Source organism: Pseudomonas fluorescens (assembly GCF_902497625.1).
In the GTDB taxonomy this organism is placed as follows: domain Bacteria; phylum Pseudomonadota; class Gammaproteobacteria; order Pseudomonadales; family Pseudomonadaceae; genus Aquipseudomonas; species Aquipseudomonas fluorescens_BQ.
In genome coordinates, this window is sequence record NZ_CABVGX010000064.1 from 1 (window position 1) to 25085 (window position 25085).

At 59.0% G+C, this 25085-nt stretch carries 21 protein-coding genes, 2 tRNA genes and 3 pseudogenes; 16 read left to right on the top strand and 10 right to left on the bottom strand.

Going from position 1 to position 25085, the window contains the following annotated elements:
• The 3 genes and pseudogenes from F8N12_RS25535 to hemA all read right to left on the bottom strand — a co-directional run.
• A pseudogene (locus tag F8N12_RS25535) lies at positions 1 to 354 on the bottom strand (protein-(glutamine-N5) methyltransferase, release factor-specific); the annotation flags it as partial.
• Positions 351 to 1430, bottom strand: coding sequence for a peptide chain release factor 1 (gene prfA / locus F8N12_RS25540; RefSeq protein WP_150582863.1), 1080 nt, complete (start codon positions 1428 to 1430; stop codon positions 351 to 353). The gene prfA and the pseudogene F8N12_RS25535, both read right to left, overlap by 4 nt.
• Positions 1427 to 2716 (bottom strand): glutamyl-tRNA reductase, encoded by a 1290-nt coding sequence (gene hemA / locus F8N12_RS25545; protein ID WP_150582864.1) that lies wholly within the window; start codon positions 2714 to 2716, stop codon positions 1427 to 1429. Before hemA ends, prfA begins: the two co-directional genes overlap by 4 nt.
• A gap of 379 nt (positions 2717 to 3095) precedes the next feature.
• Here hemA and F8N12_RS25550 point away from each other — a divergent pair, with 379 nt between their 5' ends.
• The 8 genes from F8N12_RS25550 to ychF all read left to right on the top strand — a co-directional run bounded on the left by F8N12_RS25550 (position 3096) and on the right by ychF (position 10020).
• Positions 3096 to 4820, top strand: a complete 1725-nt coding sequence (locus tag F8N12_RS25550; protein ID WP_150582865.1) for a tetratricopeptide repeat protein — start codon at positions 3096 to 3098, stop codon at positions 4818 to 4820.
• Positions 4821 to 4824: 4 nt separating this feature from the next.
• Positions 4825 to 5442, top strand: coding sequence for a lipoprotein insertase outer membrane protein LolB (gene lolB, locus F8N12_RS25555; protein ID WP_150582866.1), 618 nt, complete (start codon positions 4825 to 4827; stop codon positions 5440 to 5442).
• A 2-nt stretch (positions 5443 to 5444) separates the two neighbouring features.
• A complete protein-coding gene (gene ispE / locus F8N12_RS25560; protein ID WP_150582880.1) occupies positions 5445 to 6296 on the top strand; it encodes a 4-(cytidine 5'-diphospho)-2-C-methyl-D-erythritol kinase in 852 nt (283 codons plus the stop codon).
• A gap of 36 nt (positions 6297 to 6332) precedes the next feature.
• A tRNA-Gln gene (locus F8N12_RS25565) sits at positions 6333 to 6407 on the top strand.
• 45 nt (positions 6408 to 6452) lie between these two features.
• Positions 6453 to 7394: a ribose-phosphate pyrophosphokinase gene (locus F8N12_RS25570; RefSeq protein ID WP_003171603.1), complete on the top strand. Its 942-nt coding sequence runs from the start codon at positions 6453 to 6455 to the stop codon at positions 7392 to 7394.
• A 142-nt stretch (positions 7395 to 7536) separates the two neighbouring features.
• Complete coding sequence (locus tag F8N12_RS25575) at positions 7537 to 8142, top strand: 50S ribosomal protein L25/general stress protein Ctc (RefSeq protein ID WP_150582867.1); 606 nt, start codon at positions 7537 to 7539, stop codon at positions 8140 to 8142.
• A 170-nt stretch (positions 8143 to 8312) separates the two neighbouring features.
• On the top strand, positions 8313 to 8897 hold the full coding sequence (gene pth, locus F8N12_RS25580; protein ID WP_010458286.1) for an aminoacyl-tRNA hydrolase: 585 nt from the start codon (positions 8313 to 8315) through the stop codon (positions 8895 to 8897).
• 22 nt (positions 8898 to 8919) lie between these two features.
• Positions 8920 to 10020: a redox-regulated ATPase YchF gene (gene ychF, locus F8N12_RS25585; protein ID WP_150582868.1), complete on the top strand. Its 1101-nt coding sequence runs from the start codon at positions 8920 to 8922 to the stop codon at positions 10018 to 10020.
• A 176-nt stretch (positions 10021 to 10196) separates the two neighbouring features.
• Here ychF and F8N12_RS25590 read toward each other — a convergent pair whose 3' ends face one another.
• Positions 10197 to 11414, bottom strand: coding sequence for an MFS transporter (locus F8N12_RS25590; RefSeq protein ID WP_150582869.1), 1218 nt, complete (start codon positions 11412 to 11414; stop codon positions 10197 to 10199).
• 320 nt (positions 11415 to 11734) lie between these two features.
• Here F8N12_RS25590 and F8N12_RS25595 point away from each other — a divergent pair, with 320 nt between their 5' ends.
• From F8N12_RS25595 to F8N12_RS25615, 5 genes are all read left to right on the top strand, one after another.
• The gene (locus tag F8N12_RS25595; protein ID WP_150582870.1) at positions 11735 to 13792 is read left to right on the top strand and encodes a methyl-accepting chemotaxis protein; all 2058 of its coding nucleotides are present in this window, start codon (positions 11735 to 11737) and stop codon (positions 13790 to 13792) included.
• A 115-nt stretch (positions 13793 to 13907) separates the two neighbouring features.
• Positions 13908 to 13984: transfer RNA gene (locus F8N12_RS25600), tRNA-Met, on the top strand.
• A gap of 163 nt (positions 13985 to 14147) precedes the next feature.
• A complete protein-coding gene (gene ggt / locus F8N12_RS25605; RefSeq protein WP_150582871.1) occupies positions 14148 to 15980 on the top strand; it encodes a gamma-glutamyltransferase in 1833 nt (610 codons plus the stop codon).
• 115 nt (positions 15981 to 16095) lie between these two features.
• The gene (locus tag F8N12_RS25610; protein WP_150582872.1) at positions 16096 to 16905 is read left to right on the top strand and encodes an AraC family transcriptional regulator; all 810 of its coding nucleotides are present in this window, start codon (positions 16096 to 16098) and stop codon (positions 16903 to 16905) included.
• 76 nt (positions 16906 to 16981) lie between these two features.
• Positions 16982 to 17350: a cupin domain-containing protein gene (locus F8N12_RS25615; protein WP_150582873.1), complete on the top strand. Its 369-nt coding sequence runs from the start codon at positions 16982 to 16984 to the stop codon at positions 17348 to 17350.
• Positions 17351 to 17374: 24 nt separating this feature from the next.
• On the opposite strand, the gene F8N12_RS28365 is transcribed toward F8N12_RS25615, so the two are convergent.
• The 3 genes and pseudogenes from F8N12_RS28365 to F8N12_RS25625 form a co-directional block, all read right to left on the bottom strand.
• The gene (locus F8N12_RS28365) at positions 17375 to 17935 is read right to left on the bottom strand and encodes a methyl-accepting chemotaxis protein (RefSeq protein ID WP_263596527.1); all 561 of its coding nucleotides are present in this window, start codon (positions 17933 to 17935) and stop codon (positions 17375 to 17377) included.
• Positions 17915 to 18691, bottom strand: a pseudogene (locus tag F8N12_RS28370) (PAS domain-containing protein); the annotation flags it as partial. The pseudogene F8N12_RS28370 and the gene F8N12_RS28365, both read right to left, overlap by 21 nt.
• A 105-nt stretch (positions 18692 to 18796) precedes the next feature.
• The gene (locus F8N12_RS25625) at positions 18797 to 20110 is read right to left on the bottom strand and encodes an MFS transporter (RefSeq protein WP_150582875.1); all 1314 of its coding nucleotides are present in this window, start codon (positions 20108 to 20110) and stop codon (positions 18797 to 18799) included.
• Between the two features lie 199 nt (positions 20111 to 20309).
• On the opposite strand from F8N12_RS25625, the gene F8N12_RS25630 reads away from it, so the two are divergent.
• Together F8N12_RS25630 and F8N12_RS25635 are read left to right on the top strand one after the other, a co-directional pair.
• Entirely contained in the window at positions 20310 to 21728 is a 1419-nt protein-coding gene (locus F8N12_RS25630) for a short-chain fatty acid transporter (RefSeq protein ID WP_150582876.1), read from the top strand.
• A gap of 107 nt (positions 21729 to 21835) precedes the next feature.
• Positions 21836 to 23008: a hypothetical protein gene (locus F8N12_RS25635; RefSeq protein ID WP_150582877.1), complete on the top strand. Its 1173-nt coding sequence runs from the start codon at positions 21836 to 21838 to the stop codon at positions 23006 to 23008.
• Positions 23009 to 23039: 31 nt separating this feature from the next.
• On the opposite strand, the gene can is transcribed toward F8N12_RS25635, so the two are convergent.
• Entirely contained in the window at positions 23040 to 23684 is a 645-nt protein-coding gene (gene can / locus F8N12_RS25640) for a carbonate dehydratase (RefSeq protein ID WP_150582878.1), read from the bottom strand.
• Between the two features lie 179 nt (positions 23685 to 23863).
• Between can and F8N12_RS25645 the strand changes: the two genes are divergently transcribed.
• A complete protein-coding gene (locus tag F8N12_RS25645) occupies positions 23864 to 24268 on the top strand; it encodes a serine kinase/phosphatase (protein WP_150582879.1) in 405 nt (134 codons plus the stop codon).
• 54 nt (positions 24269 to 24322) lie between these two features.
• On the opposite strand, the gene rimI is transcribed toward F8N12_RS25645, so the two are convergent.
• On the bottom strand, positions 24323 to 24775 hold the full coding sequence (gene rimI, locus F8N12_RS25650; RefSeq protein ID WP_028624736.1) for a ribosomal protein S18-alanine N-acetyltransferase: 453 nt from the start codon (positions 24773 to 24775) through the stop codon (positions 24323 to 24325).
• A pseudogene (locus tag F8N12_RS25655) lies at positions 24768 to 25085 on the bottom strand (energy transducer TonB); the annotation flags it as partial. The gene rimI and the pseudogene F8N12_RS25655, both read right to left, overlap by 8 nt.

The window sequence follows — 25085 nt, forward strand, 5'->3', positions numbered from 1 at the left end:
GCCGGTGCCAAGATCCAGCACCCTGGCCGGTGTCGCCGGGATCAGTTCCAGCGCCGCTTCCACCAGCAACTCGGTGTCCGGGCGCGGGATCAGCGTGTGCGGCGCGACCTCCAGATCGAGTTTCCAGAAACCCTGCTGGCCAAGAATATACGCCACCGGCTCACCGCCCCGACGGCGCTGCAAATAAGTGGCGAACGTCAACGCTGCGTCGCTGGGGACAATGCGCTCCGGCCAGGTATGCAAAAAACTGCGTGACTTGCCCAGTGCTGCCGCGAGCAACAATTCGGCATCCAGACGCGCCGTCGGCGAGTCGGGCAAATCGGCCGCGCGCAGCAAACTCGCAATGATCGTCATTCTATCGCTGCCAATTGGTCAGCCTGGTATTCGGCCAGCAAAGGTTCAATGACCGCATCCACGCCACCGGCGAGAATTTCATCGAGCGAGTACAGGGTCAGGTTGACGCGGTGATCAGTCACCCGGCCCTGGGCAAAATTATAGGTGCGGATCCGCTCGGAACGATCGCCCGAACCCACCAGCAACTTGCGTTCACTGGCGATGGCATTGGCGGCTGCACTGGTTTGCTGGTCATTGAGTTTAGCCGACAGCCATGCCATCGCCCGGGCACGGTTCTTGTGCTGCGAACGCTCTTCCTGACACTCGACTACGATGCCGGACGGAATGTGCGTGATGCGGATCGCCGAGTCTGTCTTGTTGACGTGCTGGCCCCCAGCGCCCGAGGATTTGTACGTGTCCACCCGGATATCCGCCGGGTTGATCTCGATCGCTTCCTGCTCATCCGGCTCGGGCAATACGGCGACGGTGCAGGCCGACGTATGAATCCGTCCTTGGGATTCCGTCGCCGGGACTCGCTGCACGCGGTGCGCGCCGGATTCGAATTTCAATTTGCCGTAGACGTTCTCGCCTTCGACCCGGGCGATGACTTCTTTATAGCCGCCATGCTCGCCAATATTTTCCGAGAGAATTTCCACGCGCCAGCCGCGACGCTCGGCGTAACGCGAATACATGCGGAACAGGTCGCCGGAGAAAATAGCCGCCTCGTCGCCGCCGGTGCCGGCGCGAATTTCCAGAAAGACGTTGCGCCCGTCGTTCGGATCCTTGGGCAGCAGCAGCCGTTGCAGGCTCGCCTCGATTTCGACCAGTTGCTCCTTGGCTTCGCGAACTTCTTCCACGGCCATTTCGCGCATGTCCGGGTCGCTGTCCTTGAGCAGTGCCTGCGCACCTTCGAGGTCGCTTTGCACCTTGAGCAACTGTTTATAGGTCTCGACCACCGGCTCGACTTCGGCGTATTCCTTGGAATAGGCACGGAATTTGGTCTGATCGGAAATGACTTCGCCGTCGCCAAGCAACGCGGTCAGTTCCTCGAAACGATCCTGGAGGATGTCCAGCTTATTGAGCAGTGACGCTTTCATTGCGGTTTCTTATCCGAAAAGCTATCCGATGAGCCCTCACCGAGGGCAAAGAGTTCCTGGGCCATAGCCAGTGCGTCGAGGCGACCCTCGGCAGAAAGCTTTTTCAACTGCACGCTCGGGGCGTGCAGGAGTTTGTTGGTGAGGCCGCGCGCCAATTGCACCAGCACATCTTCGGCGCTGCTACCATTGGCCAGCATGCGCTGAGCTTTCTGCAATTCTTCGTCGCGCAGGCGCTCGCTCTGCTGGCGATACGCCTTGAGCACATCCACCGCCGCCAGCTCACGCAAGCGCACCATGAAATCTTCGGCGCCGACCGTCACCATCTCTTCAGCAGCCTGGGCTGCACCTTGCCGGCTCTTGAGGTTCTCCGCGACCACTTCATGGAGATCGTCGACGCTGTACAGATACACGTCGTCCAGCTCGCCGACTTCCGGCTCGATATCCCGCGGTACGGCGATATCGACCATGAAAATCGGTTTGTGTTTACGCAGCTTCAAGGCGCTTTCAACGGCGCCTTTGCCGAGGATCGGTAACTGACTGGCGGTGGAGCTGATGACGATGTCGCTGCGCACCAGCTCAGCCGGAATATCCGAGAGCAGTACTGCATGGGCACCAAATTGCTCGGCCAGAATATTCGCGCGTTCCAGCGTGCGGTTGGCGACCACGATGCGTTTCACGCCCAGCTCATGCAAATGGCGGGCAACCAGAGTGATGGTCTCGCCAGCACCGATCAACAGGGCCTGACTGCGCTGCAAATCACTGAAAATCTGTTTCGCCAGGCTCACCGCCGCAAATGCGACAGACACCGGGTTCTCACCGATAGCGGTGTCGGTGCGCACTTGCTTGGCGGCATTGAAGGTCGCCTGAAACAAGCGCCCCAGCAGCGGGCCTATGGTCCCGGCCTCGCGAGCCACGGCATAGGCCGACTTCATCTGGCCAAGAATCTGCGGCTCACCCAACACCAGCGAATCAAGCCCGGAAGCAACCCGCATCATGTGACGAACTGCCGCATCATCTTCGTGCACGTACGCACTGGCGCGCAGGTCCTCGAGGCTCAAATGATGGTAATCGGCCAGCCAGCGCAACACGATGTCAGCCGAAAGGTGATCCTGTTCTATATAAAGCTCACTGCGATTGCAGGTGGAGAGGATCGCCGCTTCGCGGCTGTCGGTGAGTCGGCAGAGCTGTTGCAATGCCTCAACCAGTTGCTCAGGCGTAAAGGCCACGCGCTCGCGGACGTCTACTGAAGCAGTCTTGTGGTTGATACCGAGTGCAAGGAAGGCCATTCAAAGTCGCTGATGGTGACGTGAAGCCGGCAATTGTCCTACTTCAACAGATTGAGAACAACTACTCGATATCTATTGACCTGGTAGGCGATGCCCGGGTTTGCGAGCAGTTCTCGTTTACGACCTGCCCGAGGTGCATGGCGCACTTGTAGAAGCCGGCTTGCTGGCGACGGGTATGCAGGCGCCGTGTCTGCTGCAGAGTAACCGAATCATCGTTCACGACCATCGGCGGCAAGCCGGCTCATGCCGGTTGAGTTCAATTTTCAAGTCAGGTCGCCAACACCTGCCGGGGTGCAAGGGTAAATTGGCCGGCCGGTTATGTTTGGCCCAACGCTTGTGTCATGATGATCCGACCGCAGGTTAGTCGTCCTCTTCCTATATGAATAGATCTTCCTCGTTGCTCCTCGCTTTAGTCTTCCTCAGCGGCTGCCAGGCCATGGCACCCGTTTCGTCGGACGGTACGCCGCCGGTCGAAGACAGCGTCAAAGCGCCTGAAAAGCCCAAGGTTTACGGCTCGTTCAGTGAAGAAACCGTCTTCAGCCTGCTGAGCGCCGAACTCGCTGGCCAGCGCAATCGTTTCGATATTGCCCTGGACAACTACGTCACCCAAGCCATCAATACCCAGGATCCGGGCATCTCCGAACGGGCATTCCGTATCGCTGAATACCTCGGCGCCGATCAGGCTGCTCTGGACACCGCGCTGATCTGGGCGAAAAACGCCCCGGACGACCTTGAGGCGCAACGGGCAGCGGCCGTGCAACTGGCGCGCGCCGGGCGTTACGACGACTCAATGGTGTACATGGAGAAAGTCCTGCTGGGCAAAGGCGATACACACTTCGACTTTCTGGCCCTGTCCGCCGCCGACACCGACCAGGATACCCGTAACGGCCTGACGAAAAGTTTTGACCGGTTGTTGCAGCGACACCCGAACAACAGCCAGCTGATATTCGGCAAGGCTTTGCTGATGCAGCAGGATGGAGACGGCAAAGGTGCACTGGCCCTGCTGGAAGACCATCCGCCGGAAGACGGCGAAGTGGCCCCGATTCTGCTGCGTGCACGCCTGCTGCAAGGGCTTGATCGTGGCGACGAGGCACTGCCGCTGCTCAAGAAAAGCATCAGGAAGTATCCGGACGACAAGCGCCTGCGCCTGACTTATGCGCGCACACTGGTCGAACAGAACCGTATGGACGACGCCAAAGTCGAGTTCTCCAGTCTGGTTCAGCAATACCCGGATGACGACGATTTGCGTTATTCCCTGGCATTGGTGTGCCTGGAAGCCAAGGCCTGGGAAGAGGCCAAGGGCTATCTGGAAGACCTGATCGCACGGGAAAGCCACGTCGACTCCGCTCACTTGAACCTGGGTCGAATCGCGGAAGAGCGCAATGACCCTCAGGGCGCGCTCATTGAGTATGCCCAGGTCGGGCCCGGCAACGATTACCTGCCCGCGCAACTGCGTCAGACCGATATCCTCATGAGCAACGGCAAGACCGGCGAAGCGCAACGGCGTCTGGCGACTGAACGGGACGAGCAACCTGACTATGCCATCCAGCTTTACCTGATCGAAGCCGAAACCCTGTCCGCCAACAAACAGGGCGACGCGGCCTGGTCGGTGCTGGCCAAAGCCTTGCAGCAGTATCCAGACGATCTCAATCTGCTGTACACCCGCGCCATGCAGGCGGAAAAACGCAATGACCTGACACAAATGGAAAACGACCTGCGTCTGATCATCAAGCGTGATCCGGACAACGCAATGGCACTGAACGCCCTCGGTTACACCTTGTCGGACCGTACGACTCGTTACGACGAAGCCAAGGCGCTGATCGAACGGGCACACCAGATCACTCCGGAAGACCCGGCGGTACTCGACAGCCTCGGCTGGGTAAATTTCCGCCTGGGCAACTTCGATGAAGCCGAACGCTATCTGCGTCAGGCGCTCGAGCGCTTCCCCGATCAGGAGGTCGCCGCACACCTTGGCGAAGTGCTGTGGGCCAACGGCAAACAAAGTGAAGCCCGGCAGATCTGGAGCAAATTCCTCAAAGAACAACCCGATAGCCCAATCCTGCGCAGTACCATCAAGCGCCTGACCGGATCAGAGACTTTTTAAGATTATGTTTTTGCGCCACCTCATCGTTTTCAGCTTTATCGCCTTGCTCGCCGGTTGTGCGGGCTTCGGTGCACGCGAGTCAGTCCAGGGTCAAGGCGATCCGGGCCAATGGCGCGAGCACAAACAGCAACTGACCGGCCTGGACGGCTGGCAGATCAACGGAAAAATCGGCATTCGCGCACCGAAAGACTCAGGCAGCGGCACTCTGTTCTGGCTGCAGCGGCAGGACTATTACGACATTCGTTTGTCCGGTCCACTGGGTCGCGGCGCAGCGCGTCTGACCGGGCGTCCCGGCAAAGTTTCGCTGGAAGTGGCCAATCAGGGTCGCTATGAAGCGCCGACACCAGAGCAACTTCTCGAAGAGCAACTGGGCTGGAAGTTGCCGGTTTCGCATCTGGCCTGGTGGGTGCGCGGACTCCCGGCGCCTGACAGCAAAAGCCGCCTGACCCTGGATGGCGACAGTCGCCTGGCAAATCTTGACCAGGATGGCTGGCAGGTCGAATACCTGAGCTATGCCGAACAGAACGGCTTCTGGCTGCCCGAGCGGATCAAGTTGCACGGCGCCGACCTTGACGTCACCCTGGTGATCAAGGAATGGCAACCGCGCAAACTGGGGCAATGAGCATGAGCGCGCCACGCCTGACGCTGCCCTCTCCGGCCAAGCTCAATCTGATGCTGCACATTCTCGGTCGCCGTGAAGATGGCTACCACGAGTTGCAGACGATTTTTCAGTTTCTCGATTATGGCGATGAAATCACCTTCGCCGTGCGTGACGACGGTGTTATTCGCCTGCACACCGAATTCGATGGCGTGCCTCACGACAGTAACCTGATCGTACGAGCGGCGAAAAAGCTTCAGGAGCAATCCGCCTGCGCGCTCGGCATCGACATCTGGATTGAAAAAATCCTGCCCATGGGCGGCGGAATCGGCGGTGGTAGTTCAAACGCCGCAACGACATTGCTAGGGCTGAATCACCTATGGCAACTCGGCTGGGATGAAGACCGCCTGGCCGCGCTGGGCCTGACGCTGGGGGCCGACGTCCCGGTTTTCGTGCGCGGGCACGCCGCTTTTGCGGAGGGCGTTGGGGAGAAACTCACCCCTGTAGAGCCCGAAGAACCGTGGTATGTCGTGCTGGTGCCGCAAGTATCTGTAAGTACAGCAGAAATTTTTTCAGATCCACTGTTGACACGTAACTCTCCTCCCATTAAAGTGCGCCCCGTTCCCAAGGGAAACAGTCGAAATGACTGCTTACCGGTGGTAGCAAGGCGTTATCCAGATGTTCGTAACGCTTTGAATTTGTTAGGTAAATTTACCGAAGCAAAACTCACCGGAACTGGAAGTTGTGTGTTTGGGGGCTTCCCAAGCAAAGCTGAAGCTGATAAAGTCTCGGCCCTTCTTACAGAGACCCTTACAGGGTTTGTAGCAAAAGGAAGCAACGTTTCGATGTTGCATCGCAAGCTGCAAAATCTGCTCTAAAGGAACCGAGTACTGGGTACTCGTTGCAACAGATACAGGGGCGTCGCCAAGCGGTAAGGCAGCAGGTTTTGATCCTGCCATGCGTTGGTTCGAATCCAGCCGCCCCTGCCATTTTCCATACTCATCCAGGTTACCCTCAGCCTCTAGGTACTGCGCGTGTCCAAGATGATGGTCTTTACGGGGAATGCCAACCCCGATCTGGCTCGGCGTGTTGTACGTCAGCTGCATATCCCTCTCGGTGACATCTCTGTCGGCAAGTTTTCCGACGGCGAAATTACTGCCGAGATCAATGAAAACGTCCGCGGTAAAGATGTCTTCATTATCCAGCCGACTTGCGCTCCGACCAACGACAACCTGATGGAACTGGTAGTGATGGCTGATGCCTTCCGCCGCTCCTCGGCTACTCGTATCACTGCTGTAATTCCTTACTTTGGTTATGCCCGCCAGGATCGCCGTCCGCGTTCCGCACGTGTGGCTATCAGCGCGAAAGTCGTGGCTGACATGCTTACCGTCGTCGGCATCGATCGTGTTCTCACGGTTGATCTGCATGCTGACCAGATCCAGGGCTTCTTCGATATTCCTGTAGATAACATCTACGGCTCCCCGGTTCTGGTGGATGACATTGAAGATCAGCGCTTCGAAAACCTGATGATCGTGTCCCCGGACATTGGCGGCGTCGTGCGTGCACGTGCTGTGGCCAAATCCCTGGGCGTGGATCTCGGGATCATCGACAAACGCCGTGAGAAAGCCAATCACTCTGAAGTGATGCACATCATCGGTGATGTCGAAGGGCGTACCTGCATCCTGGTCGATGACATGGTCGATACCGCCGGCACTTTGTGCCACGCGGCAAAGGCTTTGAAAGAGCATGGCGCTGCCAAGGTGTTCGCCTACTGCACACATCCTGTGCTGTCGGGTCGAGCCATCGAAAACATTGAAAATTCCGTGCTGGACGAGCTGGTGGTGACTAACACCATCCCGTTGTCCGCTGCAGCACAAGCCTGTGCGCGTATCCGTCAACTGGATATCGCACCGGTAGTTGCCGAGGCGGTTCGCCGCATCAGCAATGAAGAATCGATCAGCGCGATGTTCCGTTAAGGGCCCTGCCCTTACCATTGCATCTCGTTGACGAAAAGCGCCCCGCCCCGGCATTCCTGTCGGGGCGGGGCTTTTTTGCCCATATCGCCTTTAGCGCTGGTCGCAAACGCTGGGGCGAATGTGGTTATTTTGGAGATACAACATGAACGATTTTACTCTGAATGCTGAAGTGCGTTCCGACCTGGGGAAAGGTGCGAGCCGCCGCCTGCGTCGTCTCGCAAGCCTGGTACCTGCTGTAGTTTACGGTGGCGAAAAAGCCCCTGAATCCATCAGCATGCTGGCTAAAGAAGTTGCCAAACTGCTCGAAAACGATGCGGCTTACAGCCACATCATCGAGCTGAACGTTGGCGGCACCAAGCAAAACGTCATCATCAAAGCTCTGCAGCGTCACCCGGCCAAAGGCCACGTGATGCACGCCGACTTCGTACGCGTTGTAGCTGGCCAGAAACTGACCGCTATCGTGCCGGTACACTTTGTTGGTGAAGAAGCTCCGATCAAGAAAGGCGGCGAAGTTTCGCACGTGACTTCCGAAATCGAAGTGACCTGCCTGCCGAAAGATCTGCCTGAGTTCATCGAAGTCGACCTGTCGAAAGCTGAAATCGGCGACATCATTCACATGTCCGACCTCAAAGCCCCTAAAGGCGTTGAGTTTGTTGCTCTGGCACACGGTGATGACAAGGCTGTTGCCAACGTCCACGCTCCACGTGTTGCTCCAGAAGAAGCTGCTGAAGAAGGCGCTGCAGAGTAATTCACTCTGTACTGCCGGAGTGAGCAGGTAACATCGCGGACTGGTACGTAGCGAGAAAGCGGGCGAGAACGCGGAGTTTACATAACGGTAAATGAGCATTTGTCGTCCACTTTCGCCGCATATACCGATCGCGGCGATGTTATCCACCACTCCAAGGAAGGGCCCCTATCGTGACTGCCATCAAACTGATCGTTGGCCTGGGAAATCCAGGCGCTGAATACGAACAGACCCGGCATAACGCAGGGGCCCTTTTTGTTGAGCGCATCGCGAACGCACAAGGCGTCAACCTTGTGGCGGATCGCAAATATTTCGGCCTGACCGGGCGCTACTCGCACCAGGGTCAGGATGTTCGTCTGCTGATTCCCACCACGTACATGAACCGCAGCGGCCAGGCCGTCGCGGCACTTGCCGGCTTCTTCCGCATTACGCCTGAAGAAATCCTCGTGGCGCACGACGAACTCGACTTGCCACCCGGTGTTGCCAAGCTCAAGCAAGGCGGCGGCCACGGCGGTCACAACGGGTTGCGCGACATCATTGCGCAGCTGGGCAATCAGAATACCTTCTATCGCTTGCGGCTTGGCATCGGCCACCCGGGCGTAGCCAGTATGGTTTCAAATTTCGTCCTGGGTCGTGCGCCACGCGCCGAACAGGAAAAACTCGATGCGAGCATCGATTTTGCCCTCGGCGTGCTGCCGGATATCCTCGCCGGGGAATGGAACCGCGCGATGAAAAACCTGCACAGCCAGAAGGCCTGACACTTATCCGAGGGGAAACACCATGGGATTCAATTGCGGCATCGTCGGCCTGCCTAACGTCGGCAAGTCCACCCTGTTCAACGCCCTGACCAAATCCGGGATCGCGGCCGAGAACTTCCCCTTCTGCACCATTGAGCCGAACACCGGTATCGTGCCGATGCCAGACAGCCGTCTTGAAGCCTTGGCTGCCATTGTCAATCCCAAGCGCATCCTGCCGACCACCATGGAATTCGTCGACATCGCCGGCCTGGTGGCCGGTGCCTCGAAAGGTGAAGGCCTGGGCAACAAGTTTCTCGCCAACATCCGCGAAACCGATGCCATCGCACACGTGGTCCGCTGCTTCGAAGACGAGAACGTGATTCACGTCTCCAACAGCGTCGACCCGAAACGCGACATCGAGATCATCGACCTCGAACTCATCTTCGCCGACCTCGACAGCTGCGAGAAGCAACTGCAAAAAGTCACCCGCAACGCCAAAGGCGGTGACAAGGACGCCGTGGTTCAGAAAGCCATGCTGGAGCAATTGATCGCTCACTTCACCCTGGGCAAACCGGCGCGCACACTGATGAAGGGCATGAACGCCGACGAGAAAGCGGTGCTGCGTGGTTTCCACCTGCTGACCACCAAGCCGGTCATGTACATTGCCAACGTCGCTGAAGACGGTTTCGAGAACAACCCGCTGCTCGACGTGGTCAAGGCCATTGCCGAAGAAGAAGGCGCCATGGTGGTTCCGGTCTGCAACAAGATCGAAGCGGAAATCGCCGAGCTTGACGACGGCGAAGAGAAAGACATGTTCCTCGAAGCCCTGGGCCTCGAAGAGCCTGGCCTGAACCGCGTCATCCGCGCCGGCTACGAAATGCTGCACCTGCAGACTTATTTCACTGCCGGCGTTGAAGAAGTTCGCGCCTGGACCGTCCGCGTCGGTGCCACCGCACCACAAGCCGCTGGCGTGATCCACACCGACTTCGAAAAAGGCTTTATCCGCGCCGAAGTCATCGCCTACGACGACTTCATCCAGTACAAGGGCGAAGCCGGCGCTAAAGAAGCCGGCAAATGGCGCCTGGAAGGCAAGGATTACATCGTTAAAGACGGCGACGTGATGCACTTCCGTTTCAACGTGTAAGACCCCGCGCAAGAAAAAGCCGCGTTTGATACGCGGCTTTTTTGTGCCTGGAATTTGCACCACTCCATCACCCTGTAGAAGCCGGCTTGCTGGCGATCCAGACACCGCGTTTGTGCAGTCAGTCCACGTGATCATTCATCGCCGGCAAGCCGGCGCCTACAGAGGAAATATGTGAATCAGGCTTTCTTCGTCCGAGGCAGGAAAATCGCCAACACACCCAGCAACGGCAAAAACGAACACAGGAAATACACGTACTCAATCCCGTGAATATCCGCCAGGTGCCCAAGCAACGCAGCACCAATCCCGCCAAAGCCGAACATCAGGCCGAAGAACACGCCGGCGATCATGCCGACATTGCCTGGCACCAGTTCCTGCGCATAGACAACGATCGCCGAGAACGCCGAAGCCAGGATGAAACCGATCACCACGCTGAGCACGCTGGTCCAGAACAGGTCGACATGGGGCAGCATCAAGGTGAACGGCGCGACCCCCAGGATAGAAAACCAGATCACTGCCTTACGCCCGATCTTGTCGCCGATCGGCCCGCCAAAAAAGGTCCCCGCCGCCACCGCGCCCAAAAACAGAAACAGATGCAGCTGCGAACTCGCCACCGACAGGTCGAACTTCTCGATCAGGTAAAAGGTGAAGTAGCTGGTCAGACTCGACATGTAGAAGTACTTGGAGAACACCAGCAAACCAAGGACTACCAATGCACTGGTGACCCTGCCCTTCGACAAGCCATGTGTCGCCGCCTGACCTTGTTTCAACTTGAAGAGATTCAGGTGATTGGCGTACCAGCGGCTGATCCGGTAGAGCACAAACAGAGCGAACACCGCGAACAGTCCGAACCACGCCACGTGGCCCTGACCGAAGGGGATGATGATTGCCGCCGCCAGCAGCGGCCCGAATGCCGAGCCCGCGTTGCCGCCGACCTGGAACGTCGATTGCGCCAAACCGTAGCGTCCGCCTGAGGCGAGTCGTGCAACCCGCGAGGCTTCCGGGTGAAAGGTCGAAGAACCGATACCGATCAGCCCCGCCGCCAGCAGAATCATCGGAAAACTGCCGACCACCGACATCAGCAAAATACCGATCAAGGTGCACACGGTCCCCGCCGGTAGCAGCCAGGGTTTGGGATGGCGATCGGTGTGGTAACCCACCCACGGCTGCAGCAGCGACGCCGTCAGCTGAAAGGTCAGCGTGATCAGGCCAACCTGGGTAAAGGTCAAGCCATAGTTGGCTTTGAGCATGGGGTAAATCGACGGCAGCACTGACTGAATCAGGTCGTTGATCAAATGCGCCAACGCTACCGCGCCAATGATGCGCATGACCAACGGGCTGCTCTGTGAAGTCGCGGACGCCGGCGTTGGGCCGGTCTGGGCATTGCTGATAGCCATGAGGTTTTCCGTACAGCAGGTGGGTGCAAACAGCGGGTGCGTCAATGTGCCATTTTTCGGTGCGGCAGCGCCATCCCCTTAGCGTGCTAACGACCTCAATAAATGGTGATAGCGCAACGCCATGGTCTGAATCTTGCCTTGGTAATCTGCTTCAACCCGGTGCACTTACAAAGCGCGCCGAGAATGGGAAGTTTCGCTACAGAGTCCGCCTACAGAGCAGACAAGGGTGAACTTTCGAGGCTTTTAACGGGGCACGGGTTCGGGTCGCAGCGATCTGGACGCACGCAATGAGTGCGTGGTGCCCAAGGGAGTCATGGGGCATGCAGGTTTTTTTATCACCGGGGATCAGGTTGCTGGGGCGTTTCGGCTTCGCACGCAAATTTCAGCTGTTGTTTCTGCTGTTTATTCTGCCGCTGGCGGGCAGCCTGTTGATGATCGGTCAGGATTATCGCGACAAACTCAGCCTGATTTCCGGCGAGCGCGCGGGAGTCCGACAGTTGCTGGCGCTGGACGCACTGGACAACTTGCTCGCCGCTCAGCGTAATCGGGCGGCTCGCTGGCGTGCCACTGAAACCAATCGTCAGCCGACGCCGGCGACCCTTGCCGCGATGGCGGCGTTCGACGCGGTTCAGCCGGCCCTTGCCCAAGCCACGACAGACCTTGGCACGGTATTGCAAACCGAAGGCGCCGAAGCCGACACGCTGGCGCGCTATCAAGCCTTGCAATTGGCGCTCAATGGGCTCGATTCCAAAAGCCTGAGCAGCGTGGGTTGGTGGCCCGATGGCTACGATCGTTTCACCAGCGCCCTGAGCAGTTTGCAGGCGTTGCGTGAACAGATCGCCATGGACAATCGTCTGACCCTCGCGCCATGGCTGGAGACCTATTTGCTGACGCAGATTTCCACACAGCACGCGCCCGATCTGATCGAACGAGTTGCCCGTCTGGCCAGTGTTGGTCAGGCCTCGGTGGTGTCCGGACAATTCACCCTGCAGAGCCGTCTGCAGTTACGCGACTTGCGCAGCCGCATCGGTGACGCCCGCGAACAACTGGTCAAAACCGCTGGACTGCTAGAGGCCCGCTTGCCCAGCGCATTACACGCCTGGGCGGGCCAATACAACGGCAGCCTCAAGCACCTCGATGCCGAGCTGAAAATGCTTGATGACGGCGTGTTCGGCGGCAGCATCAACCTCAAGCCGGACGAGTTCGAGCGCAGCCTGGACGCGTTGTTATCCGACCTCGCTGCGCTGCGTCAGCAATCGTTGCTCTCACTCGATCAACGTCTGGATCATTACTACGGTTCGGCGATTCGCCAGTTCATCCTGGTGGCAACCGTTTTAGGTTGCCTGCTGCTGGCCGCGTTGTACCTGTTCATTTGTTTGCAAACCTCGATTCGGCGCAGCGCCAGCGGCATCACACTGCTGGCCGAAGCCCTGCGCGACGGTAACCTGAGTCTGCAAGTGCCGGTGCAGGGCCGCGACGAGCTGGCCGCCATCAGCATCGCGCTCAACGTCGCCGTGGTGCAACTGCGCAACAGTTTGCTCGGGGTCGATCACGAGACGCTGCAGTTGAGCAACGCAGTACGCACGCTCAATCATCACTCCAGCGGAGCTTTGGGCGAAGTCGAAGCGCAGCAACTACAGATCAGTCAGATTGCCGCTGCCGCAACGCAACTGGCCGCCACCTCTCAAGGTGTCGCCCAGAGTTGCGAGCAAGCCTCCGGAAGCGCTCAAAACACTCAGCGCATCGCCGCCGACAGCAGCCGCGACAGCCTGCGCACCACGGCCAGTATTCAGCAACTTAATCAGCGTTTGAACGAGACAGCTGCAGCGCTGGGCCGGGTCAGTGAACAAGGGCAACAGATTCAACTGGTGGTCGACACTATTCGCGGCGTCGCCGAGCAGACCAACCTGCTGGCACTCAACGCGGCTATCGAGGCAGCCCGGGCCGGTGAGCAAGGGCGCGGTTTTGCCGTGGTGGCCGATGAAGTACGTAGCCTGTCGCAACGCACCCAGTCTTCTACCGCGCAAATTGCCGGCACCGTCGACAGCTTGCGCAACACGGTGAATGAAGCGGTGAGTTTGATGGAAGCAGCCTGTGGTCAGGCTCAATCCGATGCGCACGCCGTCACCGGACTCGGCGAACGGCTGGGTGAAATCGCCAGCGCCGTGCAGAGCGTCACCGACACCCTGGCGCAAATTGCCACAGCGGTCGACGAGCAGGCGACGACCGCCGATGAGGTCAGCGGCAATATCCAGCAAGTCGATCAGGCTGCAGTACGTCTGCTTGAGGGCGCGCGGGCAGTGAACCTGGCAGCCGATACCCTGAGCCAGGGCAGCAAGGCGCTGAGCGCAAATACAGGAAGGTTTCAGCTCAGTTGAGCCATGCCTGAGTCATATTTTTCACGCTGGAGGGATAAGCGGTTGAAAGTGTAGAGAAATATTTTAGATTTACGCTTGACGCATCCCTGTTAGCGGTGAATAATGCGCGCCACTTGGCTACATAGCTCAGTTGGTTAGAGCATAGCATTCATAATGCTGGGGTCCGGGGTTCAAGTCCCTGTGTAGCCACCAAGTACTAAAAACGGCTTACCGAAAGGTAGGCCGTTTTTTTATGCCTCGAGAAAAGTGACCGAATCCGACGGCCCAAATGCGTCTCTACTGAAGTCCGCTGTTTGCGTCACCCAGCATCCGCCGATAAAGTCCTCAGATCTTTCCCACGGACGGAGCGCCCCGCGTGTTCTCGATATCGCCTTTGAGCCGCCATCGCCGGTCAACACTTTCACTGATCGCGCTCGCATTGACCCTTGCCGCTTGCAGCGCCCCGCCCTCCTCCACGTTGCCGATTGCCCCGGAAGCCGGTTCGGGCTATCGCACCGATCTGAAAACCCGATACGCCTCCAAACACATGGCCGCAGCGGCAAACCCGCTAGCAGCAGAAGCCGGCCGGGAGATTTTGCGTGAAGGCGGTTCAGCGATTGATGCGGCCATTGCGATGCAAGCGGTGTTGACGCTTGTCGAGCCGCAGTCATCGGGCATCGGTGGTGGTGCATTCATCGTGCTATGGGATGGCCGGAATGTGCGCACGTATGACGGCCGGGAAACCGCGCCAGCCAAGGCAACCGAAACGCTGTTCCTGCAAGAGGACGGTAAACCGATGGGGTTCACTCAAGCGCAGATCGGCGGTCGTTCGGTGGGCACTCCGGGTGTATTGCGCGCGCTGGAGCTGGCCCATCAAAAACACGGACGCCTGCCGTGGGCGCGGCTGTTCGAGCCGGCGATCCAGCTTGCCGAGCAGGGTTTCGCGATTTCGCCTCGCCTGCATCAGTTGATTACCTCGGACAGATCCCTGCGCAGTTCTCCGGAAATGGTCGCCTACTTCCTGAATGCCGACGGCAGCCCGAAAGCCGTCGGCACGCGCCTGAAAAACCCGGCGCTGGCCGCCGTGTTGAAACGCATCGCCATAGAAGGTCCGGATGCGCTTTACAAAGGCGCGGTTGCGCAGGAAATCGTCGCCAAGGTTCAGGGTCATGCCAATCCCGGCAGCCTGTCGCTGAGTGACCTCGCCGGTTACACCGCCAAGGAACGCCCGCCACTCTGTACAGACTACAAGCGCTGGCAGGTTTGCGGCATGCCCCCGCCGTCGTCCGGCGGTATTGCCCTCGCACAAATTTTCGGCACCTTGCAGGCACTGGAACAGCGTGAACCACGCTTCAACCTGGCGACACTCGCGCCGGTCAGAACCGCTAAAGCGGCGGGCATCGAGCCGGCTCCGCAAGCCGTGCACCTCATCTCCGAAGCCGAGCGTCTCGCTTACGCCGACCGCGCGCAATACCTCGCGGATGCGGACTTCGTCCCCGTCCCGGTCAAAGGTCTGGTCGACCCGGGTTATCTGGCCAGCCGGGCCGCCCTGATCGGCGATCGCAGCATGGGCATGGCAGAACCTGGCACGCCACCGGGCATTCAGGTGGCGTACGCACCGGACCGGTCGCCGATGCGTATTTCGACTTCGCAAGTGGTGGCGGTCGATGACACCGGCGGCGCCGTGTCGATGACCACCACGGTCGAATCGGCGTTCGGCTCGCACCTCATGGTTCAAGGCTTTCTGCTCAACAATCAGATGACCGACTTTTCCTTCATCCCGGAAGAGAATGGACAGAAGGTAGCCAACCGCGTCGAACCCGGCAAACGCCCGCGCTCATCCATGGCGCCGACGCTGATTTTCGACCGTCAGAGCGGCGAATTTCTCGCCACCCTTGGCTCGCCGGGTGGGTCGCAAATCATCGAATACGTGGCAAAGTCCGCGATCGGCCTGCTCGACTGGAAGCTTGACCCACAAACCGCCATCAACTTGCCCAACTTCGGCAGCCGTAACGGCCCGACGGAACTGGAGCAGGGACAGTTCAGCGCAGAGCTGATTGAGGCCTTGAAAGCCAAGGGGCACACCCTCAGCGAAATCGACATGACCAGCGGCACGCAGGCGATCGTCCGGGTCAAGGATGCACAGGGCAAAGCATCGCTCGCGGGGGGTGCGGATCCGCGGCGGGAAGGTGAGGCGTTGGGGGATTAGATCCAGCGCAGCACCCGGTGAACATGGCACGGCGTACATTCCCAGTCGGTCGGCTGGGAGACAGCAGACCGACGCCGGGTTAATGTAAGCCGCATAACAGTGAGACAACCTCAACATGACCAAACCCCCGACCCGCCACGACTGGTTCCACCGCGCCCCCGACGTCAGTGGCCTGCAGCGTTTCGAGGCGTATTTCGCCGGGCATGGTTATGACCTGCACCGTCACGACACGTATGCCATTGGTCATACCCTGGCCGGGGTGCAGAGTTTTCAGTATCGCGGCGGCTGGCGGCACAGCCTGCCCGGCGCGACGATGGTGCTGCACCCGGACGAGGTGCATGATGGCGAAGCAGGCACCGAGAGCGGGTTTCAATACCGAATGATGTACATCGAGCCGGCGCTGATCCAGCAGATGCTCGGCGGTCAGCCGCTGCCGTTCATCAAGAACGGGCTGTCCCACCATCCGCACTTGTTCGCTGCGACGCAAACCTTGCTGCGCAGCCTCGAATGCCCGCTCGAACCGCTGGAAGAACAGGACGCGCTGTTCGATCTGGCACACGCGTTGAACCATGAGTCCGGCGTGAAGACCGGGCGCCCAGGTTTCGATTACGTGGCGGCGGAGCGCGCTCGGGAATACATGCACAGCGCATTGGATCGCACCGTTACGCTGGAGGAACTGGCGCACCACAGTGGCCGTGATCGCTGGAGTCTGTCACGGGATTTTCGTCTGTTGTTCGGCACCAGCCCCTACCGTTACCTGACCATGCGCCGTCTTGATCTGGTTCGTTCTCTGTTGATGCAGGGCCAGTCATTGGTCAGTGCGGCACTGATCGCCGGTTTCACTGACCAGAGCCATATGACCCGTCAATTCAGCAAAGCCTACGGACTGACGCCGGCGCGCTGGGTGAAAATGCACCGCCGCTGAGCGACGCACAATCGTACAAGATGCGCGACGGGGCACTGGTTATCGTGGTTTCACGATCAATCAGGAGACCTGTTTCATGAAAGCCTACGAAAGCCTTAACTTCGCCGAGAAAATATCCCTGATCGGCCCACACTGGACGCCGCGCGTTATTGCCGAAATGAACGACTATCAGTTCAAGGTGGTTAAGCTATTAGGCGATTTCATCTGGCACGACCACCACGACACCGATGAAACCTTCATCGTTCTTGAAGGCCAGTTACGCATCGACTTCCGTGATGGCCAGGTCTTGGTAAATGCCGGAGAAATGTACGTAGTGGCCAAAGGTGTCGAGCACAAACCCTCCGCCGAACAGGAGGTGAAACTCTTGCTGATCGAACCCAGAGGCGTACTCAACACCGGCGACAAGGGTGGCGAGCGCACCGCGCAAAATGACGTTTGGGTGTAGCCCCGCAATGCAGTGACGCCGGGTTTATGTCGACAACTGACTGGCAAACTGGCCGACCGCGCTCACCACTTTCTGCGCGCCTTCCTGAATTTCGACGATCACCGTGCCCGCCTCTGCCGCCAGCGCCAGGCCTTGCTCGGCCTGGCGCTGACCGTCGGTCATCAGGGCCACGGCGTTGCGCGCCATGTCCTGATTCTGCCGCACCACCACGACGATTTCGTCGGTCGCCTGACTGGTGCGTGAGGCCAGTTGACGGACCTCGTCCGCCACCACTGCGAACCCCCGCCCCTGCTCACCGGCTCGCGCCGCCTCAATGGCTGCGTTGAGCGCCAGCAGGTTGGTTTGCTCGGCAATGCCGCTGATGGTTTTGACGATGCTGCCAATGACCAGTGATTGCGCGTTCAGCGCCTCGATGCCGTCGCCGGCGGCTTGCATGTGTATGGCCAGATCACGCATCACCCCCACCGCTTGAGTGACTACGGCCGTGCCGCGTTGAGCGGTGCTGTCGGTGAGTTGCGAGGTGCTGTAGGCAATGTTCGCCGCTTCAGCGACGGCCTGCTCCTGATTAACCTGATCGGTGATCACCGTGGCGAACTTCACCACTTTGTAAAGCCGGTTGTTGGCGTCGACCACCGGGTTGTAGGACGCCTCCAGCCAGACCACTCGACCGTGGCTGTCGACACGTTTGAAGCGGTCGGCCACAAAGTCTCCGGCATTCAGGCGACGCCAGAACGCCTGGTATTCGGCGCTGTTGTATTCCTGCGGTTCGCAAAATGTACGGTGATGTTTGCCCTTGATCTGCGCCAGGCTGTAACCCATACCGTTGAGAAACCGTTCGTTGGCCGAGAGTACATTGCCGTCGAGGTCGAACTCGATCACCGCGGTGGAACGCACCAGCGCACCAATCAGGTTTTCATGCTCGCGCGAGGCTTCGATGGTGCGGGTAAGGTCGCTGGAATAAATGGAGAAGTGTTTGATGCGACCATCCTGCGAGCGCACCGGTTGCAAGATCGAGCGCAGCCACGCTTCCTTGCCATTGCCACGCAACAACCGCACGGCGCCGGCAAAATGCTCTCCCTGGGTGAGCGCAGTCTTGAAACGTTGATAGGCATCATTGGACTTGACGTGCGCGGGTACGATGTCTTCAAGAGGACGTCCAATCAAGTCGCCGCCCTTGTAGAGCATTTCGTCCATGAAGTTCTGATTGACCGAGTGAACACGTCCATCCGGACTCAGGGTCAGGACCAGCATTTCGCGGTCCAGACTTTCCTTCACTTGTTGCAGACTGGAGAGTTCTTCGCGAAGAGCCGACAGCTCCTGCTTCAAGCGTTTGTTAAACATGGGGGAAGTACCGTTGGCAGGAATGGTAGCTGCTTATAGCTATGCCATCGGCTCGGTGGATTTTTTCTGAAGCTTATTGCAGGGTTGTCCGACAAAATACAGCGATCAGACAGCCCCGGCAGCGCGGCAATTTACAGACCGGGGCATCCGCGCGCCGAAATACGCCGCGCTACCCACGCCCACTGCCCCCATCACCGCCGAGAAGATCACGCAGATCCACGGACTCCACGGCATCAGACCGATCAGCAGCAGCGGCGTGATACTTGCCCAGGCGGCATAGGCGATGTTGTAGGTGAATGAAATTCCCGAGACGCGAATCCGAGCCGGAAACAGGCTGATCATCACCGACGGCACCGCCCCGACCACGCCACAACAGAGGCCGGCAACTGCGTAGGCAAGGCCGATCCACTCACCGCCGGTAATCAGGCAGGTATAAAGCACGCCGATGCCCAGCGGCAGCAACAGGCTGTACAGCATGACGGTGCGCCAGGCGCCGATGCGGTCGACGAGCAAACCGGCCAGCACGCAGCCAATGTTGAGGAAAACGATACCCAACGCGCTCAGGCCAAAGGTGTAACTGGCGGTCATGCCGAAAGTTTTTTGCATCATGGTCGGCGTGATAACCACGAACACCACCACCGCTGAGGTCAGCACACAGGTAAGAAGCATCGCCGGCAGCATGGCCAGGCGATGCTCACGCAGGACAGTGCGCAATGGCAGTTCGACGGTGGCCTCGCGCTGGGCCTGCATCGCCATGAACACCGGGGTTTCGCTGAGCCAGCGGCGCAACCAGACGCCGAGGATGCCGAACGCGCCGCCGAGCAAAAACGGGTAGCGCCAGGCGTAATCGAGAATTTCCTGCGGGGTATAGGCTTGCGCGAGGAAGGTCGCGGTCAGAGCGCCGATCAGATAACCGAAGGTCAATCCGGCCTGCAGAAAGCCGAGCGCGTAGCCGCGATGCCCAACCGGCGCGTGCTCGGCAACGAATACCCAGGCGCTCGGCACTTCGCCGCCCACGGCAGCACCCTGGAAAATCCGCAGCGCCAGTAGTAACAGCGGCGCGAAATAGCCGATTTGCGCGTAGGTCGGCATGATGCCGATCAGCAGGCACGGCAGCGCCATCATCAGGATGCTCAGACTGAAGACTTTCTTGCGACCGAGCCGGTCGGCGAAATGCGCCATCAGAATCCCGCCTAACGGCCGCGCCAGATACCCGGTCACGAAAATCCCGAAGCTTTGCAGCAGGCGGAGCCATTCCGGCATTTCCGGCGGAAAAAACAGCTGGCTCAAGGTCAGGGCAAAAAATACGAAAATAATGAAATCGTAGATTTCCAGCGCGCCGCCAAGGGCCGCGAGCCCCAGCGTCTTGTAGTCCGAACGGCTGAAAGGCGCCGGACGCGAATCGATCTGAGCAGTCATCAAAATAACTCTGGCACAGGCTAAAAACCAAGGCGCACATGGTCCACGCAAACGCGCCCACGAACAAGCCGTTAGACCATAGTCATGAATTGCTAAAAGTTCGTCACAAAACGTGACTGATTGTTTTACTGTTGGCACCTGTCAAAACGGCCCTTGCGGCTTGAAGACCACAACAAACATAAAAATTCGAGGTACTCCCGTGGCCGCTGATATCGAAGATAGCCGCTCCGCCCGCTTTGCCCTGCGCTGCTCAAGTTTTGCCGAACGCTGGTTCCCCGACTCCTGGGTGTTTGCCGCACTGGCGGTGATCATTGTCGCGGTTGCCACGCTGTTCATGGGCGCCAAACCCACGGATGCTGCGATGGCTTTCGGCGACGGTTTCTGGAGCCTGATCCCGTTCACCATGCAAATGGCCTTCGTGGTAATTGGCGGTTATGTGGTGGCCAGCTCCCCGCCTGCTGTAAAGCTGATTGATCGCCTTGCGCGTATTCCAAAGAACGGTCGCTCGGCCGTGGCCTGGGTAGCGCTGATTTCGATGGTCGCGTCGTTGTTGAACTGGGGCTTGTCGCTGGTGTTCGGCGGCTTGCTGGTGCGCGCCCTCGCCCGCCGCACGGATCTGAAAATGGACTACCGTGCCGCTGGCGCCGCCGCTTACCTGGGTCTCGGTGCGGTATGGGCCTTGGGCTTGTCTTCGTCGGCAGCGCAGTTGCAGGCCAATCCGGGCAGCCTGCCGCCGTCGATTCTGTCGATCACCGGGGTAATTCCGTTCACCGAAACGATTTTCCTCTGGCAATCGGGTGTGATGCTGCTGGCATTGATCGTGGTCTCGCTGATCATCGCCTATGCCACCGCACCCGGGCCGAACTCTGCGCGTGATGCCGAAGCCTGTGGTATCGATCCAAGCTTCAATCTGCCGCCGCTGCGGCCGCGCACACGTCCCGGCGAATGGCTGGAGCACAGTCCGCTGCTGATCATTGTGCTGGTATTGCTGGCGGCCGGATGGCTGTTCCACGAGTTCTCGACCAAACCGGCGATCACTGCGATCTCTGGCCTCAACACGTACAACTTCCTGTTCATCATGCTCGGAGCGCTGCTGCACTGGCGCCCGCGCAGTTTTCTGGACGCGGTGTCCCGCGCCGTGCCGACCACCACCGGCGTGCTGATCCAGTTCCCGTTATACGGTTCGATTGCCGCGCTGATGACCACGGTCAAAGGCAGCGATGCGCAAACGCTGGCGCATCACATCTCGACTTTCTTCGTCAGCATCGCGTCCCACGACACCTATGCGCTGTTGATGGGTGTGTACTCTGCGATTCTCGGTTTCTTCATTCCTTCAGGTGGCGGCAAATGGATCATTGAAGCGCCTTACGTGATGCAAGTGGCCAATGACCTGAACTACCACTTGGGCTGGGCGGTGCAAATCTACAACGCTGCCGAAGCGCTGCCGAACCTGATCAACCCGTTCTACATGTTGCCGCTGCTGGGCGTACTGGGCCTCAAGGCCCGTGATCTGATCGGTTTCTCCTTCGTGCAGCTGCTGGTGCACACGCCGCTGGTGCTGTTTCTGCTGTGGGCGTTGGGCACGACGTTGACGTACTCGCCGCCGGTGCTGCCTTAAACGCAAAAAGGGCCGATCATTTTTATCGGCCCTGCTTTTTGTTCAGCGCAGTCTGTTTCAGTATGTGCTCGCCCTGCTTCCGGGCCCACACGCTGAAGGATCCAAGCATGTTCAAACTCGCAGGACTCACCCTCGCCGCACTCGCCCTGAGCACCGCCGCCCACGCCGATGTTGATCTGAAGCTGGGCAGCACTGAACGCGTCACCCGTCTTTTTGCCTACCCCAACAACTGCAACGTCATCTGCTTTCGCAACTGGACACTGGAGCAAACCGTAGAGCATTACCTGACGCAAAGCGTGCAGCGCGACGGCTACAGCGCCGCAAAGGTGCGGGTCAGAACTGATAACGATCAGCTCTACGTTGAAATCAGCGGCGTGCCCGATGGCTACGGACAACCGCTGGCTGGCCTGCTTGAGGCTGGCGACCTGGCCTACCAAGGCGCCAGCAAGCTGAATGCCGATGGCAAGTGGGCTTACAACTGGTATTTGTTCCTGCCGCTGGGCATGGCGCTGGACAATCGCAAGAGCGTTGAACTGCTGCACTTTCCGCCTGATTATTCGCTGACCCAGGCGCAGGACTACTTGCGGTCAGCTACCACCGATCGCTGGGCCACACTGCTGACCGAGAACGGCATCCCCGCACAACAGACACCCGGCTACCAGACCATTATCGACATTGCGCCGATTGCCGCACCGTCTAGCGCGGGCAAGGATCTGGAAGGCGTGTATGACTATTTCAAGGACTACCAGACCGCCATGGTCAAGGTCATGAGCCGCAACGCCAGCGGCGCTACGTTGCCGATGGTTGCTTTCGGCGCGCCTGTGCGCACCTGGATCAAACAGCAATACGGACCGAGCGTGGACGTACTTGGCCTGGCGACGATCAGCCCCGGCGATGGGGTGAAAGTGCCGGTGCTGGGTTCCAATCATCCGAGTTATATCTGGTACGCGGCTAACCCGGACAGCTACACCGGTGATGATGCGCCAGCCAAAGGCGATGCTGCCGGTCTGAAAGTCATGGGTCAGGATTTGAGCGCTGCGTGCTGGCAAGCCGCAATGGGCCGCAAACCCGGAAGCGATCCTCAGGCCCAACTGAAAAGCTGTACGCAAACCTGGCAAGTGACGCAAAAAGAGAAAACCTGCGAGCTGTTCTACACCTCGATCCGCAATTTGCCTGCCGAGCAAGCCGCCGCCAAGTGCGCAACCTCGCCGGTCCAGTCGGAACTCAGGCAGCTGCAAGCGCCGGCACCTGCGCCCGCCACACCGGTGCCGCGATTGTAGAATCAGCCGCATAGATCCTTGGCTGAAGTCTTTACAATGTTTCGACCGGACGCAAACGGTACTGCGCCGGCAATTGCTCGAAGCCACTGATGGTGGCGTTCAGGCTTTTCCAGCGCCCATCCTTGATGCCATAGATGCAACCGTGGATCGACAGTTTCTGCCCGCGATGCCAGGCATTCTGCACGATGCTGGTATGGCCGACGTTGGCCACTTGCTGGATGACGTTGAGTTCGCAAAGACGGTCGACACGTTCTTCTTCGGTCGGCAACTTCGCCAACTCTTCGCGTTTCTCGTAATACAGATCGCGAATCGAGCGCAGCCAGCCGTCAATCAGGCCCAACTGGCGATCCTGCATCGAGGCCCGCACGCCGCCGCAACCATAATGACCGGTGACGAGGATGTGTTTGACCTTCAGCACGTCGACTGCGTACTGGATCACTGACAGGCAGTTGAGGTCAGTGTGCAGCACCACGTTAGCCACGTTGCGATGGACGAACAGGTCGCCAGGCAGCATGCCGACGATCTCGTTCGCCGGCACGCGCGCATCCGAACAGCCGATCCACAGGAATTCCGGAGTTTGCTGACGGGCCAGCTTGGCGAAGAAATCAGGATCTTCCTGTTTGATCGCATCGGCCCAACGCGCGTTGTTATCAATCAGATCTTGTAATTCGTTCATGCAATGACGCCTCGTGAATAGTGCGCTGTTCTGACAAACAACCCTGGGTCGGGGTCACGCGCCAGATGCAGTTGGTTTTTCCGCTGATCGATATTACGGCGATTCCACAATCAATGCCGGTGGAATTCCCGCGAGCCGAGGGGGTCCACCTAGTAAGGCCCACAGTATGAGGAATTGCCATGACTGATTCACGACGTCCTTTCGATGCGACTCAGCCCGAGCCTATCGATGACAACGAAGACCGCATGGGTTCCATGCATGAGCTGGATTTCGACAACGAAGAGCCGAGCGCGAAAATCGGCGATGAGCTGCCGGAAAACGAGCGTGAGCAATTGATGCCGGAAGAACGTGTTCGCGAGGCCGGCATGACCGGGGCTTCGACCGACGACCACGAGCCTACCGATGACGACATGAGTCCGGAAACGTTAATTCGTGAGGACGGTGCGCGCGATGCCCGGGAAGCTGGAGAGGGTGAGCAGGCGGATTGGGACCTGAGCATTGTCGACGAGGACGAAATCGGCGGTGGCAACGGACTCGATGAAGAAGAGCTGGCGCGACGGGACCCGCTGGACGGGAATCGTTGAATTCAAGGCTGACCGAACAACCCTGTAGGAGCTGCCGAAGGCTCCTACGGGGCCTCAATCCACCAAGGTGCAGGCCATGACGACAGCATCTTCGCGCCCGCCGACCGCTGGATAATAATCCCGGCGCCGGCCGATCTCGTTGAAACCGTAGCGCTCATACAAGCGAAACGCGCCGCGATTACTGTCGCGCACTTCCAGAAAACACTCCCGCGCCTCTGCCTTGTAGGCGATCGACATCAAGTGCTCCAGTAGCGTCAAACCCAACCCGCGCCCCTGATTCTCCGGTTTGACCGTGATGTTCAGCAGGTGCGCTTCATCGAGAATGATTTGCACCACGCCGTGGCCGACCTGCTGTTGGCCTTCGAACATCAGCCAGATCTGATACTTGCCCAGACCATCGAGAAAAATCCCGCGCGTCCACGGATGGCTGTATGCCGCGTATTCGATTTTCAGCACAGCGTCGAGGTCCGCCTCGGTCATCGGGCGAAACGATACAGCGTCACTCATTTGATTCTTTCCAGCGCGCCATCAGCCGACGCATGGCTTGCCAGACATCAGCCTTACGCTGTGGCTCTTCCATTAATAATTCCAGACCCGGCAGGGCCCAGACCGAGCCCAGGCCTTCGACCTGGAGTTCACGGTTGAAGGATTCGGCATTCGCCTCACCGGCAAACCGCACGGCCGGCAAACCGATCAGCCACACGCAGACACACGGTGCATCTTCCAGTCGCGCCGACAGAAAACCCTGTACGAAATCCCGCGCAGCGTCCGGCCCTTGATCCATGGTGCCGCGCGCGAGCAACGGCCAGCGCACCGG

Bases quoted from the DNA above. Each gene is read 5' to 3' on its own strand.
- hemA (WP_150582864.1), bottom strand. From the start codon at position 2,716: ATGGCCTTCCTTGCACTCGGTATCAACCACAAGACTGCTTCAGTAGAC.
- F8N12_RS25595 (WP_150582870.1), top strand. From the start codon at position 11,735: ATGCAGGTTTTTTTATCACCGGGGATCAGGTTGCTGGGGCGTTTCGGC.
- prfA (WP_150582863.1), bottom strand. From the start codon at position 1,430: ATGAAAGCGTCACTGCTCAATAAGCTGGACATCCTCCAGGATCGTTTC.
- F8N12_RS25610 (WP_150582872.1), top strand. From the start codon at position 16,096: ATGACCAAACCCCCGACCCGCCACGACTGGTTCCACCGCGCCCCCGAC.
- F8N12_RS25590 (WP_150582869.1), bottom strand. From the start codon at position 11,414: ATGGCTATCAGCAATGCCCAGACCGGCCCAACGCCGGCGTCCGCGACT.
- lolB (WP_150582866.1), top strand. From the start codon at position 4,825: ATGTTTTTGCGCCACCTCATCGTTTTCAGCTTTATCGCCTTGCTCGCC.
- F8N12_RS25625 (WP_150582875.1), bottom strand. From the start codon at position 20,110: ATGACTGCTCAGATCGATTCGCGTCCGGCGCCTTTCAGCCGTTCGGAC.
- F8N12_RS25635 (WP_150582877.1), top strand. From the start codon at position 21,836: ATGTTCAAACTCGCAGGACTCACCCTCGCCGCACTCGCCCTGAGCACC.
- rimI (WP_028624736.1), bottom strand. From the start codon at position 24,775: ATGAGTGACGCTGTATCGTTTCGCCCGATGACCGAGGCGGACCTCGAC.
- F8N12_RS25645 (WP_150582879.1), top strand. From the start codon at position 23,864: ATGACTGATTCACGACGTCCTTTCGATGCGACTCAGCCCGAGCCTATC.
- ispE (WP_150582880.1), top strand. From the start codon at position 5,445: ATGAGCGCGCCACGCCTGACGCTGCCCTCTCCGGCCAAGCTCAATCTG.
- ychF (WP_150582868.1), top strand. From the start codon at position 8,920: ATGGGATTCAATTGCGGCATCGTCGGCCTGCCTAACGTCGGCAAGTCC.
- can (WP_150582878.1), bottom strand. From the start codon at position 23,684: ATGAACGAATTACAAGATCTGATTGATAACAACGCGCGTTGGGCCGAT.
- F8N12_RS25615 (WP_150582873.1), top strand. From the start codon at position 16,982: ATGAAAGCCTACGAAAGCCTTAACTTCGCCGAGAAAATATCCCTGATC.
- F8N12_RS25575 (WP_150582867.1), top strand. From the start codon at position 7,537: ATGAACGATTTTACTCTGAATGCTGAAGTGCGTTCCGACCTGGGGAAA.
- F8N12_RS25550 (WP_150582865.1), top strand. From the start codon at position 3,096: ATGAATAGATCTTCCTCGTTGCTCCTCGCTTTAGTCTTCCTCAGCGGC.